This is a genomic window from Microbacterium xerophyticum, assembly GCF_053543555.1.
The window spans coordinates 301,546-318,301 of sequence record NZ_JBLVOB010000005.1; the positions used below are offsets into that span (position 1 = coordinate 301,546).

The window sequence follows — 16,756 nt, forward strand, 5'->3', positions numbered from 1 at the left end:
GTCTGCGAGGGGGCGTCGGCGCGCTGAGGGGGCCTCGGCCTCAGTAGCGCGCGAACACCCTCTGCTGCGCGCCGTCGAGCACCATCGAGCCGCCATAAGGCACGATCCACTGCGGTCGGGTGTGCCCGAAGGGCACTCCGACGCAGACCACGGCATCCGGGTTGTACCGCCCGACGCTCTCGAACACGACGTCGCGCTGCGCGTCGCGGAGCGCCTGCGCCTCGCTCTCGGACGGGTGGAACTCGAAGTCGCTCACCGGCGGTCGTGCGACGATCACTCCGGCAGCAGCCTCGAGGATGCCGCGCTCGCCCATCCCCCGCAGCCAGCGCCCGACCCAGCCTGCCGGCGGACGCTCTTCGCTCGTCTCCAGGATCAGGATCGCGCCCTCGAGATCGGATGCCGCGGGCAGACGATCCGCGAATGCCAGGCCGTCGAGCACCTCGAGGCATCCACCCCACGTGCGCCCTTCCACGCGCTTCGCCGGTCCCGACCATGTCCACGGCTCGGTCGGCCGACGATCGCCGTACTCGACAAGCGCACGGGGGTCCTCCCAGCGGCGGCCGACGTCCTCCGACTCCCCCGGCTCGGTGAGCTCGAGTTCTCCGCCGTCGAGCAGCGCCGTCCGCAGGGACAGCAGATGGACATCGTCGACGGCCGGGCCAGGACCGAGATGCACCGCGGTCGAGCCGCCGTAGAAGCTCGGCACGCCGTGCCGCCACAGCCAGTTGTGGATGTTCGTGTTGTCGCTGTATCCCAGGAAGGGCTTCGGGTCGGCCTGCGCGAGTGCAGCATCCAGGTGCGGGACGACGAAGATCTGGTCGTCACCGCCGATCGTCGCCAGGATCGCGCGGATGCCGGGATCCGCGAACGCCGCGTTCACATCGGCCGCGCGCGCCTCCGGACTCGCACCGAGCTCGCGGGTGGTCGGGTACTCGACGGGGATGAGGCCCGTCAGGTCCGTGAGCCTGCGCAGTGCCTGCTCGTGCAATGCGGGCGCGACGGCCGGGGCGGCGAACGACGGAGACAGGACGGCGACGCGATCACCGGGGACGAGCTTCGAGGTCATCGCTCCATTGTGTCGGACCGTGAGGATTCGACCACGTGCGTCAATCTGGGTTGACGGGCTTCATTCGTCAATATATATTGACAAGTATGAGCATCCCGACCGCACAAGCACTCGACCCGCAGGGCGAACCGATCGCCGAACTGCACCGGCTCACCGAACTCCGACGCGAGTTGTCGCGCTTCGAGGAGTCGCAGGTACGACGCGCACGCAACGCCGGATACTCGTGGCAGGCGATCGCGAGCGCCCTGGGCGTGACGAAGCAGGCCGCCCACAGGAAGTACGGTCGTAGGTAACCCCTTTTCTTCAGATCGAGGTCACACATGTCTCGTACGGCGACTGAACGCCGACGCGGACGCAACGCGCCGCAGGACGGCCCGCGCGCCACGTTCCGCCAGCTCCTCCCCTTCCTCTTCGAGCACAAGAAGACGCTGATCGTCGTCGCGATCCTCAGTGTGTTCGGTGCCGCGACCTCGCTCGTGCAGCCACTGCTGGTCGGGCAGGTGATCGCAGCGGTGCAGGCGAACGAGACGCTGGGAATCCTCGTGTGGCTGCTGGTCGGCTTCGTGCTCGTCTCGTCGGTGATCTCCGGATATCAGCATTACCTGCTGCAGCGCACCGGTACCGCGGTCGTGCACTCCAGTCGTCGGCAGCTCATCGCACGCATCCTGCACCTGCCCATCCGCGAGTTCGACGCCCGCCGCACCGGCGACCTGGTGTCGCGCGTCGGCACCGACACGACCCTTCTCTACGCCGTGCTCACCCAGGGGCTGGCGGATGCTGTCGGCAGCGCCATCCTCTTCATCGGCGCCCTGATCGCGATGCTGCTCATCGACCCGATCCTTCTGCTGCTGATCGTCGTGGTCGTCGGTACCTCCCTCGCCGTCGTCGTGATGCTGAGCGGCCGCATCCGCACGGCATCCAGTGCGCAGCAGGTGAAGGTGGGAGAGCTCGCCTCCGCGGTCGAACGCGCCGTCGGCTCCATCCGCACCGTGCGCGCATCCGGTGCCACGGAGCGCGAGACGGCATCCGTCTCAGCCCTGGCCGGCGAGGCCTACGGTCTCGGCGTGCGCATCGCGAAGGTCTCGGCCCTGGTGGTGCCGATCTCCGGCGTCGCCATGCAGCTGTCGCTGCTCGCCGTACTCGGCGTCGGCGGCTTCCGCGTCGCGGCCGGCGCGATCACGATCGCCTCGCTCATCACGTTCGTGATGTTCCTGTTCATGCTGATCATGCCGCTGGCCACGACGTTCGGGGCTATCACATCCGTTAACCAGGCGCTCGGTGCGCTGGGACGCATCCAGGAGGTGCTGGATCTTCCCACCGAGGACCAGGAGGATGCCGCCATCGCCGCGTCCGTCGAGTCGCGCACTGCGACGGTCGACGCACCCGCCCTCGCGTTCCACGAAGTCCGGTTCCGCTATCCGGACGCCGTCGTCGCGGCGCGCGAGGCGGCCGCGACCGAAGCACGCACCGTGCTGGTCGACGCGCATCTCGAGAGCACAGCGCCGGTGACGGATGCCGAGCAGTCATCCGATCGCGAAGTTCTCCGCGGCGTGACCTTCGAGGTTCCGCGGGGGTCGCGCGTCGCCCTCGTGGGCCCGAGCGGCGCGGGCAAGAGCACCGTCCTGTCGTTGATCGAGCGGTTCTACGACCCGACCGGCGGCTCGATCCGCCTCGACGGTCACGACATCCGCACCTACCCGCGGGCAGAGCTGCGCGCACGGTTCGGCTACGTCGAGCAGGACGCGCCGACGCTGGCCGGAACGCTCGCCGACAACCTGCGGCTCGCCTCGCCGGATGCGACGGATGCCGACTGCGAGCGCGTGCTGCGCGCCGTGAACCTCGGCGATGTGCTCGAGCGCGGCACGCTCGGGCTCGAGACCCCGGTCGGCGAAGACGGAGTGATGCTCTCCGGCGGCGAGCGCCAGCGGCTCGCGATCGCGAGAGCTCTGCTCACCGAGGCCCCGATCCTGCTGCTCGACGAGTCGACCTCGTCGTTGGACGGCGTCAACGAGCAGCGCATGCGTGAGGCCATCGACGCCGTCTCCGCCGACCGCACGCTCATCGTCATCGCGCATCGCCTGTCCACCGTCGTCGACAGCGACCTGATCGTCGTACTGGAGAACGGCGAAGTGGTGGGTCAGGGCACGCACACCGAACTCATCGAGCAGGTGCCGCTGTACCGGGATCTCGCCCGCCACCAGCTGCTGGTCTAGCCTCCGCGCGAACGAAAAAACGCGATGGCAGGATGACGGGACCACTCAGCCACGGGTCTGTCCCGGTCATCCCGCCATCGCGGGTCTGGTTCCGGCGCTAGCTCGCCTGCGCGAGCCGGTAGCGCAGCGAGGCGAGCTCGGTGCGAAGCGCTGCGGGCAAGGTGTCGCCGAAGGTGTCGAAGAACTCCTCGGTGGAGTCGGCTTCCTTCGTCCAGGCGTCCGCATCCACGGCGAACAGCTCGTCGAGGTCCTCCTGCGGGATGTCGAGTCCGTCGAGGTTGAGATCCGACGTGAGCGGGAGGCGGCCGATGGGGCTGTCGACCGCGGACACCTCACCGCTGACGCGGCGGATGATCCAGTCGACGACGCGCGAGTTGTCGCCGAATCCCGGCCACAGGAAGCGGCCGTCCTCTCCGCGGCGGAACCAGTTCACCTGGAAGATGCGCGGTGCACGGTCGAAGCGCAGCTGCCGGCCGACCTTCAGCCAGTGCGCGAAGTAGTCGCCCATGTTGTAGCCGCAGAACGGGAGCATCGCGAACGGGTCGCGCCGCAGCTCGCCGACGGTGCCCTCCGCTGCCGCGGTGCGCTCGGAGGAGATCGTGGAGCCGAGGAACACGCCGTGCGTCCAGTCGGTCGCCTCGACGACGAGCGGGACATTCGTCGCACGCCGTCCGCCGAACAGGATGATGTCGAGAGGCACCGCCTCTTCCCAGTCGTCCGAGATCTGCGGGCACTGCGATGCGGCGACGGTGAAGCGCGAGTTCGGGTGGGCGGCGGGCCGACCCGAGTCAGGCGTCCAATCGTTGCCCTCCCAGTCGGTCAGGTGCGACGGAGGCGTGTCGGTCAGGCCTTCCCACCACACGTCACCGTCGGGGCGGAGGGCGACGTTGGTGAAGATGGTGTTGCCCCACAGCGTCTCGACCGCGGTGACGTTGGTCGATTCGCCGGTGCCGGGTGCGACGCCGAAGAATCCGGCCTCGGGGTTGATGGCCCACATGCGGCCGTCCTCACCAGGACGGATCCACGCGATGTCGTCGCCGAGCGTCTCGACCTTCCAGCCGGGGATGGTCGGGCGCAGCATGGCGAGGTTGGTCTTGCCGCACGCTGACGGGAACGCCGCCGCGACATGGTAGGCCTTGCCCTTCGGGTCGATCACGCGGATCAGCAGCATGTGCTCCGCGAGCCAGCCCTCGTCGCGGGCGATGACGGACGCGATGCGCAGTGCGAAGCACTTCTTGGCGAGGATGGCGTTGCCGCCGTAGCCGGAGCCGTAGGAGTACACCTCGAGGGTGTCGGGGAAGTGCACGATGTACTTCTCGTCGTTGCACGGCCATTCGACGTCCTGCGCGCCCGGAGCCAGCGGAGCGCCGACCGAGTGGACGGTCTTGACCCACGGCGCACCTTCGGCGATCTGCCGAGTGACGGCGTCGCCCACGCGCGTCATGATGCCGATGGACGCCACGGCGTACGCGCTGTCGGTGATCTGCACGCCGATGTGCGACAGCGGGCCCCCGACGGCTCCCATCGAGAACGGCACGACGTACATCGTGCGTCCGCGCATCGAACCCTCGAAGATCTCGTTCATCGTCTGCCGCATCTCGGCGGGATCGGCCCAGTTGTTCGTGGGGCCGGCATCCTTCTCGTGCTCCGACGCGATGAACGTGCGCGCCTCTGTGCGGGCGACGTCACTGGGGTGCGAGCGCGCCAGGTACGACCCAGGACGCCACTCGGGGTTGAGCTTGATGAGCTTGCCCTCCGAGACGAGTCCGCGCAGCAGCGCGTCGTTCTCGGCCTGCGAACCGCCGACCCAGTGCACCGATGCCGGCTTCGTGAGGGCGCGGATCTCCTCCACCCAGGCGACGAGCTCAGCCATCGCGGGGGTGTCGTAGGCGGGGACGGCGCCAAGTTCGCGCGCCGCGGAGACGGCGGGAACGCGGGGTGTGAAGGTCTCGGCCATAACCATGTCTACTCCCTCGAAGAGTCGGTGTGTATGTCCATTCTGCGCAACATCACTCGCAGATTTCGCGGATTCGGGTCGTAAGAATCACTGTTCTTTCGATATGCTCAAGGAATGAGCGGCTCCGGCATCCATCTGACGACTCTCGGCCATCGCATCCGACACCATCGCGTGGCGAAGGGCTTCACCCTCGACGAGCTCGGCGCGCAGGTGGGCGTCGCCGGTTCGCAGCTGAGCCTGATCGAGAACGGCAAGCGCGAGCCCAAGCTCTCGCTCCTGCAGGCGATCGCCCAGGCCACCGCGACAGACGTCTCCGATCTCATCTCCGGCGAGCCTCCGAACCGTCGGGCGGCTCTGGAGATCGAGCTGGAGCACGCGCAGGCCAGTCCGGTGTTCCGCCAGCTGGGGGTCGCACCCGTGCGCGTCTCGAAGGGGATGCCTGACGAGACGATCGAGGCGATCCTCGGACTTCATCGCGAACTGCAGCGCCGCGAGCGCGAAGCCATCGCGACGCCCGAAGAGGCGCGACGTGCGAACACGGAGCTGAGACTGCGCATGCGGGCGCAGAACAACTACATCGGCGACATCGAGAAGCTCGCAGAGAAGCAGCTGAAGGCCGCCGGTCATGTCAGCGGCGCCCTGACCCACCGCACGGTGAGCATCATGGCCCAGAAGCTCGGCTTCGAGCTCCTCTACGTCAACGATCTGCCCCACTCCACACGCTCGGTGACGGATCTGGAGAACAGCCGCATCTACCTGCCACCGGCCTCGATCCCCGGCGGTCACGGGTTGCGCTCGATGGCGCTTCAGGCGATGGCGCATCGTCTGCTGGGGCACACGCCGCCGACCGATTACGCCGATTTCCTGCAGCAGCGCCTGGAGATCAACTACTTCGCGGCGAGCTGCCTGGTCCCAGAGACGGCGGGCGTCGCCTTCCTGCAGCAGGCGAAGAAGGATCGCAACCTCGCCGTCGAGGATTTCCGTGACGCATTCGGAGTCACGCACGAGGCGGCGGGAATGCGGATGACGAACCTCATGACCGAGCACCTCGGCATGAGACTGCACTTCCTCCGCGTCGACGAGACCGGCGCGATCACCCGGGTGTACGAGAACGACGACCTTCCGCTGCCGATGGATGTGACCGGCGCGGTCGAGGGTCAGCCGGTGTGCCGGAAGTTCCAGGCGCGCGCCGCGTTCACGCAGCAGAACCGCACGACGGAGCACCATCAGTACACCGACACCCCCTCCGGCACGTTCTGGTGCGCGACGCAGACCGGGGCCGCCAGCGACGGCGAGTTCTCGGTCACCGTGGGAGTCCCGTTCGATGACGCGCGCTGGTGGCGAGGTCGGGAGACGACAGACCGTGCGGTGTCGACCTGCCCCGATGAGGCATGCTGCCGCCGCCCCGCCCCCGAGCTCGCGGATCGATGGAGCGCCAAGGCATGGCCGAGCGCCCGCGTGCACACGCACATGTTCTCACCGCTCCCCCGTGGCGCGTTCCCCGGAGTCGACGAGAACGAGGTCTACACGTTCCTCGCCAGGCACGCGGCGGAGTGAGCAGCCGGCACGGCACCCGGCGCGACGCCGGGTGCGGTCAGCCCGCGATGAAGGCCGCGTAGCGGTCGAGTGCAGCGGCGACGTCGGCATCACCGGCGGCAGCGGCTGTCAGCAGCTCGGGCACGGGGTCATCGGTGTGCCGTCCGACAGCGGTGGAGTGCCGCCAGGTGCCGACGACGATGCCGTCTGCGACGAGGATCGGGCGCACCATCCCGTTCTTCCCCGGTCCGATCGCCGTCAGCAGCTCTGGTGGGCACGCGACCGTGCGATCGGTGTACGAGATGTAGTACTCCTCGAACGATCCGAGCGCGATCACGGTGGGGGCTGCCGTGTTTCGCCGTGGCATCGAGCTCGCGGCGAACATCCCCTCATCGATCTGGCGGATGCGCACGTCATCGGCGGAAGCGGCGGCCGCCGAGCGTGCGGCGCCGAGCGTGATACCGGCCCACCACGCGAAGTCCTCGGCGGTGGCGGGGCCATGACCGAGGATGTATCGCACGAACATCTCCGCAGCGGGATCGCTCGGAGCTGCGGATTCGGGGATGTGCTCCTCGGCGAGCACGAACTGCTGGTCGCGCGACACACCTCCTGCACGTGCGACGATCGGCCCCTGGCACACGATGCCGCGCAGGGCGAGGTTCTGCACCGCGAACAGACCGCGCTGCCCGCCCGGCTCGATCCCGGCTCTCTGCAGGACCTCGAACAGTTCGACGCGGGTGAGACCGTTGCCGCCGCCCAGAGCACCGCGGACGACCCGCTCGACGGTCGCGAGTTCGTCGTCACCCAGGCCGAGTTCCCGGTAGCGCGGCGCTGCCTTCTGTAACTGCCGCTCCCCCGTCACCGTCAGCATCCAGGCGAGATCCTCAGCCGCGACGATGTGCAGGGTGCCGCGCTGCGTCCACGCGCGCACGAGAGCGCCGCGATTGAAGAGCCGATCGACACCGGTCAGCGTGGGGGCGCCTGACGCCCGCGCAGCAAGCGCCCACCGCCCGGCCCAGAAATCCTGGGCCTGCACCGCGAGCATGTGACGCGCGGCGTCGGTCACGGAACGGGCGGGGGCCGTGAGCCGGTGCGAGCGCATGCGCAGCGAGCGCAGCAGGTGCGGATCCATGACCCCATACTGCCGCGTGCCTCGGACGTCCGCCGGGATAGCCTGAATGCATGACGACGACCATCACCGCACGCGCTGTCCTTCTCGACATGGACGGCACGCTCGTCGACTCCACGGCCGTCGTCGAGCGCCTGTGGCTCGAGTGGGCGCAGCCGCACGGACTCGACCGCGACACTGTGCTCAAGACCGTGCACGGGCGTCAGGGCTGGCAGAGCATGGCGATCCTCCTTCCTGAGCGCGATCACGCGATCAACCGCGAAGAGAACCAGCGGATGCTGGCGCGGGAGAGCGCCGAGACCGACGGCGTCATCGCGATCCCTGGCGCCGCCGAACTGCTCCGGTCATTGCAGGACATGCCGCACGCGATCGTCACCTCTGCCGATGTCGCCCTGATGACGGCTCGGATGGGCGCCGCTCGGCTTCCGCTCACCGAACTCGCGATCACGGCCGAGCACGTCTCGCAGAGCAAGCCCGATCCGGAGGGGTTCCTGCTCGCGGCATCCTCACTGGGCGTCGATCCAGCCGACTGCGTGGTCTTCGAGGACTCCGGCGCCGGCATCCAGGCCGGAATCGACGCCGGTATGACCGTGATCGGCGTCGGTCCGCATGCGCCATCATTCGCGCCGGCGCATCACGTCGACGACCTCACTCAGGTCGCGATCGCCCCCGCGGGGGACGGATTCGAGATCAGGATCGGCTGAGCGCCGCGATCGCCTCGCGAAGGATGCCGTCGGCCTCTGCCAGCGCGGCTCTCGCATGCTCAGCATCCGCGCCTGTCGCGAGGATCAGCAGGGCCAGCTTCACCGAGCCGTCCGCTGCGCGCAGGGCCGCAGAGGCCTCGTCGACGCCGACGCCGGCGAGCTGCGTCACGGTGCGCACCGAGCGCGCATGCAGCTTCTCGTTGGTGGCGAGCAGATCGACCATGACGCCACGGTAGGTCTTGCCGAGCTTGATCATCGACAGCGTGGTGAGCATGTTCACGACGAGCTTCTGCGCAGTTCCGGCCTTGAGCCGCGTGGAACCCGAGATGAATTCAGGACCCGTGACGACCTCGATCGCGATCTCAGCGGCGGCACCTATCGCGGAATCGGCGTTGGATGCGATCGCCGCTGTCAGCGCGCCGACACTGCGCGCGTGATCGAGGCCGCCGATGACGTACGGCGTGCGACCGGATGCGGAGATCCCGACGACCGTGTCTCGTTCACTCAGCTCGAGCGCGCGCAGCGACGCCTCCGCAGCATCCGCATCGTCCTCCGCGTTCTCGACCGCGGAGCGGATCGCGGTCTCGCCTCCTGCGATGAGACCGACGACCATCGACGGGTCCGTACCGAATGTCGGCGGGCACTCGCTGGCGTCGAGCACTCCCACTCGGCCCGCCGTTCCTGCGCCGATGTAGATGAGGCGTCCGCCGCGACGGAACCGCTCGGTGATGCCGTCCACCGCACGCGCGATCTCATCCGCACGCTCCGCCACCGCGAGCGGCACACGCTGATCCTCGGCGTTCATCCGGCGCACGAGCTCTGCCGTGTCGAGCAGATCGAGGTCGCCGCGCTCGGTCGTCGACGCCTCGGTGCCGAGGGCGGCCAGCTCCTCGAGCAGATCTGCGAGTCGGGTCGCGTCGGAGTCATTCGCAGAGGTGTCATTCGGCACGATGCACGAACCTTTCGTGGGGCATGTCGGTGCGGTGCACGAGGTGCGCCGCGCCGTCGAAGGCGTCGCCGGCGGGGTGCACGATCGTGCGGCCGGCTGCGGTGAGGGAGCGCTCGAGTCCGGCGCGGAACCAGGAGTGATCGGTGAGTCCGCCATGGATGGCGACGTCATCGGCGCGATCGGATGCGGCGAGCGCGGTCGATGTGAGCAGGCGCACGGCTTCGGCGGCGATGCCCGAAGCGACGACGTCGCCTGCCGCGGCGGCGTCGAGCACGAGCGGAGCGATCGTCGCCAGCTGCCTGGCGGTCGCGATGCCCGCGGCCAGCCAGGTGACGGGATCCGGATGCGGCGCCACATGCGCGCGCACGGCATCGGTGAGCATCGTCTCGGCGCCGAGGCCGTCTCTGGCGCGCAGCAAGGCACGAGCGCCTTCCCGCCCGATCCACGATCCGCTGCCGAAGTCACCGAGATCGGGGCCCCAGCCGTCGACCAGGCGCAGCCCCTCGGCATCCGCACCGAGCGCGACGGCACCGGTGCCGGCGATGAGCAGAGTGCCGGGGGCACCGCCCAGCGCCCCGACGTGCGCCGTCACGACATCCGAGGAGACGGCGACAGGCGCACCGAGCGCGTCGGCGAGCAGACGCGCGAGAGCGGCTGCGGCATCCGGCGCCGTCCACGCTCCTGCAGCGCCCACGCCGAGGCCGTCCATGCGCCCAGCCTTTTCGAGCCCCGCCTTCTCGAGCAGCTTCAGGATCGCTGCGGCGGCATGGTCGACGCCGTCGACCGCGGCGAGGCCGGGGGTGCCATCGCCCGTGTGCGTGTCACGACCATCGGGCGTGATCACGGCGACGCGACACCGCGACTTGCCCAGATCGACGGCGGCAGTGATGTGCTCGATCGGCATCTCTGGACTCTCGTGTCGTCGGCTGCGGTTGTCGGAAACAGTCTACAGTCGAATGCAACAGACTGAAAACTATTTACCTCTCCCGAGGAGCGCGGATGAGCATCCAATCGACGATCGAAGCATCCACCTCGACCCTTCCGCCCTCTCTGGCTCGCATCGCGGGAGCCGTGAGGGAGAATCCGTCGATCGTGATCGACATGACGATCAACGAGCTCGCGGCCTCCTGCAGCACCTCCGTCGCCTCCGTGGTGCGCTTCTGCCGCGCGATCGGTTTCAGCGGTTATGCACCGTTGCGCATGGCACTCGCGACCGAACTCGGCAAGGAAGCCGCGCAGTTCTCGGCGAAGGGAGCCTACGGTTCGGAGATCTCCGACGACGACTCCCTCCGCGAGGCCCTCTCGAAGCTCGCGGCGCTGGAACTGCTCGCCATCGAGGAGACCGTCGCTCGACTCGACTTCGACGTGCTCGAGGCTGCGATCTCCGACATCGACCGCGCCGATCGCATCCTGCTCTACGGCATCGGCGCCAGCCGGTTCGTGGCAGAGGATCTGGCCCACAAACTGCTGCGCGTCGGTCGCAATGCGCGTCTGATCACCGATCCCCACGAGGCGATCACCGCGACCGTGCTGCACACGGGGCCGACCGTCGCGGTCGGGTTCTCACACTCCGGCGTCACGCCCGAGACCGTGCGTTTCCTCCGCAGCGCCGGCAGCAATGGCGCTGCGACGATCGGGGTGACCTCGGCGAAGGGCTCGCCTCTCGCCGACGCGGCGGATCATGCGCTCTTCACCGAGGTGCGCGAGTCGACGTTCCGCGCCGGCGCGATGGTCAGTCGCATCGCTCAACTCGCTCTGGTCGACTGCCTCTTCATGGGCGTCGCCAAGCGCCGCTTCGCCGAGACGGTGGATGCTCTCACGCGCACCCGCGACGCCACCCGCGCCCTGCGGGACTGAGTCCTCGCTCACGCATCACCGGGCTCGACGATCGCCGTCGACACCTCCTCGGCAGCCCGGAGGAAGACGATGATCCAGCTGAAGATCAGCACGGCGGCGATCAGCTCGACGGCGGTCAGGTTGTAGTAACCCGTCGCGAAGAACACGGCCAGCAGCACGATGACGGCGACGTAGGCGTATCCGAGCGCGATGAAGACCTTGGAGATCCTCGGCAGCATCCAGGGCAGACCGATCACGACGACGGCGAAGGCCACGGCCATCCCCGTCGCGACGGTGTTGTGCACCACGAAGAACGCGTCGACGGGGAAGATGCCGACGCAGGTGAGGAAGACGCCGATCAGGATCATCCCGATGCGCACGAGTCTTCGGCCTCTGGCATCCCTCGGCGCGTCGACGGGGAGTCCGGCCGTCGAGTAGCGCGCGATCGTGGTCACGATGATGCCGGCGACGATCAGCGTGCCGTTGAAGATCCAGGACGAGTCGTTGCTCGCCATGCCGAGGGCGGAGAGATTGTCCTGCCACCAGTGGGCATCGGTCGCGGTCAGCATGCTGGCGAACGCACCGACCACGAGGAAGATCGCGAGGACGAGGGACAGCGACATCGGCGTGAGCGACACAGCACTGAGGAAGCACACGTATGCCGTCAGGGCGAAGGCGACGGCGACGAGCACAGCGCCGGGGAAGGCGAAGACAGGGGCGTCGGTGAAGCTGCGGGCCAGGAGCAGCGCGATCCCCGCCCAGCCGAGGAGCGCAGTGACGGCATACGCGAGCGCGATGGCGGCGATGTCGTACCAGCGCAGTCGGTCATCGCGCATCGCGAGCCCGTCGCTGTGGATGACGCGGCGTCCCGGTCGGACACCGAGCCGCCCCAGCAGCGCCGACAGGACCGCGACGACCGCGCCGCCGATCGACGCGTACGTGCCGATCGAACGATCACCGACGATCGACAGCTCATGCCCCCAGAACACGAACACGGACACGACGAACCCGATGGCGAAGAACACCGCTCCCACGAGCAGAGCGGCCGTCTCGAGCGAGACCGCCCCTTGCGGCGGACGCAGCAGCGTCCGCCAGGAGAACTGTTCGGACGCGTTCACAGCAGGATCGGACTCTCGATCGGTCACGCCGTGGGCGCGAGACCCAGGTCTTCTTCGCGGACCGTGCCCTGGAACGACCACGGGAAGTTGATCCACAGATCGGTGTCCTTCCACGCGTAGTCGGGCTGGATGATCGTCGACGGCTTGGTGTAGATCGTCACGGATCGCACCTCTGCGCCCTTCGCCTGCAGCAGCTCCACTGCCAGTGCCAGCGTGCGCCCGGAGTCCGCCACGTCATCGACCAGCAGCACACGGCGACCGTCGAGATACGCCATGTCCAGCTCGGGCGGCAGCACTTCCGGCGCATCCAGGACAGTACCGATGCCGGTGTAGAACTCCACGTTGATCGCTCCGCAGTTCTTCGCGCCCAGCCCGTACGCGATCGCTCCTGCGGGCAGCAGCCCACCGCGGGCGATCGCGACAACGACCTCCGGCTCGAATCCGCTGGCGACGATGCTGCGCGCGAGGTCTCGCGTCGCTGCTCCGAAGCCGTCCCAGGTGAGTGTCTCGCGTTCGATCGCAGCATCCGTCATGCGTCTATTCTGCCGTTAGAATCGTCGATGTCCGGATTCCCTGGAAAAGGGGCGCCGGTGCCCGAAAAAGGGGCACGAAGCATTCGCCGCGATGTCGCGCGAAGCGAGACACACACGGAATCGATCCGTCGTCTCGAAAGGCATTTCCCATGCCCACTGTGTCCGCTCACGTCGCCCTCACCCTCGCTCAGCACATCGACGCCGTCTTCGGTGTGATGGGCAACGGCAACGCCCATTTCCTCGACGCGCTCGAGCGCCAGACGCCGGTGGAGTTCACCGCCGTGCGCCACGAGCAGGGCGCGGTCGTCGCCGCCGATGCCCATCACCGCGCGTCCGGGAGGATCGCCGCCGCCACCACCACCTACGGCGCCGGGTTCACGAACACCCTGACCGCGCTCGCGGAGGCAGTGCAGGCGCACGTGCCGCTCGTGCTCGTGGTGGGCGACGAGCCCACCTCCGGCCCGCGCCCCTGGGACGTCGATCAGATCGCGCTCGCCAGCGCCGTGGGCGCGCGGACGTACACGGTCGGACGAGCGGATGCCGCGGCGACGACGATCATCGCGATCGAGCACGCACTGACCTATCGCGTGCCTGTCGTGCTCGCGATCCCCTACGACGTCGCCGCGCTCGAAGCCGGACCGGTGCCTCCTGCACCGGCACCGCGCATCCCGACACCGCTCTCACCCAAGGGAGAGTTCGCCGACGGGATGCTGGATGACATCGCCGCCGCGCTGCGCGATGCCGAGAGGCCGTTCCTGCTCGCCGGTAGGGGTGCGTGGCTGGCCGGAGCTTCTGGCGCGCTGGGACAGCTCGCCGATGCGACCGGGGCGCTCACGGCATCCACCGCGCTCGGCCGGGGGGTCTTCCCCGCAGCGGAGCACGACCTCGGCGTCACCGGCGGGTTCGGCGCCGAGGGCGCGATGCGGCTCGTCCGCCAGGCCGATGTCGCCGTCGTCTTCGGTGCCTCACTGAATCAGTTCACGATGCGCTTCGGCGAACTGTTCGCGCCGGGTACGCGAGTGTTCCAGATCGATGTCTCCCCGACAGCGACGCATCCGCACGTGGGCGGGTTCCTGCGCGGCGATGCACGGATCGTCGCCGAACAGCTCGTGGCCCGGCTTCAGGACGGGCACCTCGGTGCACGCGTTCTTCGGAGAAGTGCACGTACTTCGGAGGGATCCGACGAAAACGTCCGAGCGAAGAGCACTTCTCCGAACGAAGTGCCCGCATCGTGGCGGGAATCCGTCGACATCGACGCGGCCCGCGCATACGAGCGCGGTGATGATCTCGCCGCCGACGGCAGGCTCGACCCTCGCTCGGCGGCCCGGCGGATCGCAGGGCTACTGCCGGAGGACAGGGTCGTGGTCTCCGACGGCGGGCACTTCATCGGCTGGGCGAACATGTACTGGCCGGTATCGGAGCCGGATCGGATGATGATGGTCGGCACGGCGTTCCAGGCCATCGGCCAGGGCTGGCCGAGCGTCGTCGGCGCGGCCAGGGCACGGCCGGACTCGACGATCGTGCTCACGTCGGGCGACGGCGGGGGGCTCATGGCGATCGCCGATCTCGAATCGGCCGTCCGCGCTGCCGGCGGTCGCGGCTGCGCAGTGATCTGGAATGACGCCGCCTACGGTGCCGAGGTCCACCTCTACGGTCTGAAGGGCCTCGCCGAGGAGCCCATGCGCATCCCCGAGGTCGACTTCGCGGCCTTCGCCGGGGCGGTCGGCGCCGAAGGCGTCGCGGTGCGCACGCTCGAAGATCTCGATCGGCTCCGCACCTGGACCGCGGAAGACCCGTCGACCCGCCGGTTCCTGCTGCTCGATCTGCGCATCTCGGGCGATGTGGTCGCGCCGTATCAGCAGGAGATCATCCGCGTGAACTCCTGATCGGCAGCGCGGGCGCTGTCAGTCGATCTGCTCGATCCCCTGCATCCGCACCTGCTCGAGATCGAGTCGCGCGGAGATGCTGCGCACGACGAGATCATCGACGGTGCCAGCGCGCCGCAGACCGTGCAGCACCTCGCGCTTGTGCTCGAGCACCGCGAGCTTGAGCCGGGCGTACTCCTCGTGCCGGATGAGCGGCGAGCGCTGCAGGACGTCGACGTCGGCCGACGTCGCCACCATCTGCAGCGTCGTGCCGTCCGTGATCTCATCCGACGCGCTGACGCCGACCGGGTCGGGATCCAGGTCCGCGATCGCGCCGCCCGCCAGCGGATCCGGCTCATCCAGCAGATCCTCCATCGCACCGACCTCGGCGTCGATCAGTGCGCGCTCCCTCGCCATCGCTCGGGCATTGGCGAGCTCGAGCATCTCGTAGCCGTCGCGGCGCACCCGATCGCGCACCTCGTCGCTGATGCCGTGCTCGGAGGCGAGCGCATCCAGCGCCGCCATCGCCGCCCCCGAGATCGCGCGCTCTGCGAGTTCGAACTCCTCATCGGCCGCGTTGTCATCAGGGAACCCCGCCCACCTCACGACAGCGGGCAGCAGCGGACCCTGCACGAGCAGGCTGAGCAGGATCACCCCCGCCGTCACGAAGATGATGTCGTCCCGACCGGCGAGCGCCGTTCCGTCCGGAGCGGCCAGAGGCACCGACAGCGCGATCGCGAGCGACACGGCCCCTCGCATGCCCGCGACAGTGCTGACGATCTGCGCCCGAGTCCTCAACCCCCGCGGATGCACGGCGACCCGGGCTCCGCCGAGCCGTTGGAAGGGCACTGACAGCAGTTGGAAGCCGAAGCGCACCAGCAGCAGTGTCACCCAGACGGCGACCGTCGTCAGCACGAGCCACCCGATCATCTGCAGGGAGGTCTGATGCACGACCCACTGCACTTCGAGTCCGATCAGCACGAAGAGGGCGCCGTTGAGCAGGAAGACTCCGAACGGCCATACCGCCTCGGACTGCCGGCGCGACGCGGCCGTCGTGATCCGCGGTCCGAGATACGCCGCGATGAGACCTGCGACGACCACTGCCAGCACACCGGACGCGTGGATCATCTCGGCGAGCAGGAAGGCGACGAACGGCAGGAGCAGCAACGTCACATTGATCGTGATCGTCGTCCTGACCCGTCGCAGCACCAACCACCCCGCGGCGGCGACGAGGGCTCCTACGGCGATGCCTCCGAGATACGAGACGACGACCGTCCAGGTGACGGAGAGGGGCGTCACGTCGCCGCCGACCGCGAGCGAGACGGCGATCGCATAGAGCACGAGCGCCGTGCCGTCATTGGTGAGGCTCTCAGCCTTCAGCTTCATGAACGCCCGCTGCGGCAGCAGTCGACCGAGGGCGGCGACGGCGGTGGCATCGGGCGGGGCGACGGCCGCGCCGAGGATGAGGGCGATCTCCCACGGCATCCCGAACAGCACGGCCACGCCGGCCACAGCGAAGGCCGAGGCGACGACGAGCAGGGTGCTCATCGGGAGGATGTAGCGGAAGTCCCGGCGGATCGAGCGCAGCGATGTCGTCAGGCTCTCCCAGTAGAGCATCACCGGCAGGAAGAGCAGCAGCACCGTCTCCGGCGGCAACTGCACCTCGCGCAGTTCGGGCACGAACCCGAGCAGCAGGCCGAAGACGACCAGCACCAACGGCAGCGCCAGACGCACCCGCGGCGCCAGCATCGTCCCGATCAGGATCGTGAGCCCGAGCAGGACCGTGATCTCGAGACCTTCCATGCGACCACCCATCTGCATCGCGGGCTGATCCGCGAACGTGCTCAGGA

At 68.6% G+C, this 16,756-nt stretch carries 14 protein-coding genes; 6 read left to right on the top strand and 8 right to left on the bottom strand.

Going from position 1 to position 16,756, the window contains the following annotated elements:
- Positions 1–40: 40 nt before the first annotated feature.
- Positions 41–1,066, bottom strand: coding sequence for a S66 family peptidase (locus tag ACNPNP_RS05980; RefSeq protein WP_448965133.1), 1,026 nt, complete (start codon positions 1,064–1,066; stop codon positions 41–43).
- 86 nt (positions 1,067–1,152) lie between these two features.
- Between ACNPNP_RS05980 and ACNPNP_RS05985 the strand changes: the two genes are divergently transcribed.
- Together ACNPNP_RS05985 and ACNPNP_RS05990 are read left to right on the top strand one after the other, a co-directional pair.
- Positions 1,153–1,359, top strand: a complete 207-nt coding sequence (locus tag ACNPNP_RS05985) for an AsnC family protein (RefSeq protein ID WP_448965134.1) — start codon at positions 1,153–1,155, stop codon at positions 1,357–1,359.
- Positions 1,360–1,386: 27 nt separating this feature from the next.
- Entirely contained in the window at positions 1,387–3,279 is a 1,893-nt protein-coding gene (locus ACNPNP_RS05990; RefSeq protein ID WP_448965135.1) for an ABC transporter ATP-binding protein, read from the top strand.
- A 97-nt stretch (positions 3,280–3,376) separates the two neighbouring features.
- Here the strand turns inward: ACNPNP_RS05990 and ACNPNP_RS05995 are convergent, their stop codons facing one another.
- Positions 3,377–5,242, bottom strand: coding sequence for a phosphoenolpyruvate carboxykinase (GTP) (locus ACNPNP_RS05995; RefSeq protein ID WP_448965136.1), 1,866 nt, complete (start codon positions 5,240–5,242; stop codon positions 3,377–3,379).
- 108 nt (positions 5,243–5,350) lie between these two features.
- Here ACNPNP_RS05995 and ACNPNP_RS06000 point away from each other — a divergent pair, with 108 nt between their 5' ends.
- Positions 5,351–6,793, top strand: a complete 1,443-nt coding sequence (locus ACNPNP_RS06000; protein WP_448965137.1) for a helix-turn-helix domain-containing protein — start codon at positions 5,351–5,353, stop codon at positions 6,791–6,793.
- A 37-nt stretch (positions 6,794–6,830) separates the two neighbouring features.
- Here ACNPNP_RS06000 and ACNPNP_RS06005 read toward each other — a convergent pair whose 3' ends face one another.
- Entirely contained in the window at positions 6,831–7,904 is a 1,074-nt protein-coding gene (locus ACNPNP_RS06005; protein WP_448965138.1) for a winged helix DNA-binding domain-containing protein, read from the bottom strand.
- A 50-nt stretch (positions 7,905–7,954) separates the two neighbouring features.
- Here ACNPNP_RS06005 and ACNPNP_RS06010 point away from each other — a divergent pair, with 50 nt between their 5' ends.
- Positions 7,955–8,605 carry an HAD-IA family hydrolase gene (locus ACNPNP_RS06010; protein ID WP_448965139.1) on the top strand — a complete coding sequence of 217 codons (651 nt, stop codon included), beginning with the start codon at positions 7,955–7,957 and terminating at the stop codon, positions 8,603–8,605.
- Here the strand turns inward: ACNPNP_RS06010 and murQ are convergent.
- A complete protein-coding gene (gene murQ / locus ACNPNP_RS06015) occupies positions 8,592–9,554 on the bottom strand; it encodes an N-acetylmuramic acid 6-phosphate etherase (RefSeq protein ID WP_448965140.1) in 963 nt (320 codons plus the stop codon). The two genes, ACNPNP_RS06010 and murQ, sit on opposite strands and share 14 nt — an antisense overlap.
- Positions 9,544–10,458 (bottom strand): N-acetylglucosamine kinase, encoded by a 915-nt coding sequence (locus ACNPNP_RS06020; RefSeq protein WP_448965141.1) that lies wholly within the window; start codon positions 10,456–10,458, stop codon positions 9,544–9,546. The genes murQ and ACNPNP_RS06020 overlap by 11 nt, the downstream gene beginning before the upstream one ends.
- A 95-nt stretch (positions 10,459–10,553) precedes the next feature.
- Here ACNPNP_RS06020 and ACNPNP_RS06025 point away from each other — a divergent pair, with 95 nt between their 5' ends.
- Entirely contained in the window at positions 10,554–11,411 is an 858-nt protein-coding gene (locus tag ACNPNP_RS06025) for a MurR/RpiR family transcriptional regulator (RefSeq protein ID WP_206476812.1), read from the top strand.
- Positions 11,412–11,419: 8 nt separating this feature from the next.
- Here ACNPNP_RS06025 and ACNPNP_RS06030 read toward each other — a convergent pair whose 3' ends face one another.
- Both ACNPNP_RS06030 and ACNPNP_RS06035 read right to left on the bottom strand, forming a co-directional pair.
- Positions 11,420–12,508: a DUF998 domain-containing protein gene (locus ACNPNP_RS06030; RefSeq protein ID WP_448965142.1), complete on the bottom strand. Its 1,089-nt coding sequence runs from the start codon at positions 12,506–12,508 to the stop codon at positions 11,420–11,422.
- A 23-nt stretch (positions 12,509–12,531) separates the two neighbouring features.
- Positions 12,532–13,041: a phosphoribosyltransferase gene (locus tag ACNPNP_RS06035; RefSeq protein WP_448965143.1), complete on the bottom strand. Its 510-nt coding sequence runs from the start codon at positions 13,039–13,041 to the stop codon at positions 12,532–12,534.
- A 149-nt stretch (positions 13,042–13,190) separates the two neighbouring features.
- Here ACNPNP_RS06035 and ACNPNP_RS06040 point away from each other — a divergent pair, with 149 nt between their 5' ends.
- A complete protein-coding gene (locus ACNPNP_RS06040; protein ID WP_448965144.1) occupies positions 13,191–14,927 on the top strand; it encodes a thiamine pyrophosphate-binding protein in 1,737 nt (578 codons plus the stop codon).
- A gap of 18 nt (positions 14,928–14,945) precedes the next feature.
- On the opposite strand, the gene ACNPNP_RS06045 is transcribed toward ACNPNP_RS06040, so the two are convergent.
- The gene (locus ACNPNP_RS06045) at positions 14,946–16,709 is read right to left on the bottom strand and encodes a Na+/H+ antiporter (protein WP_448965145.1); all 1,764 of its coding nucleotides are present in this window, start codon (positions 16,707–16,709) and stop codon (positions 14,946–14,948) included.
- Positions 16,710–16,756 lie beyond the last annotated feature (47 nt).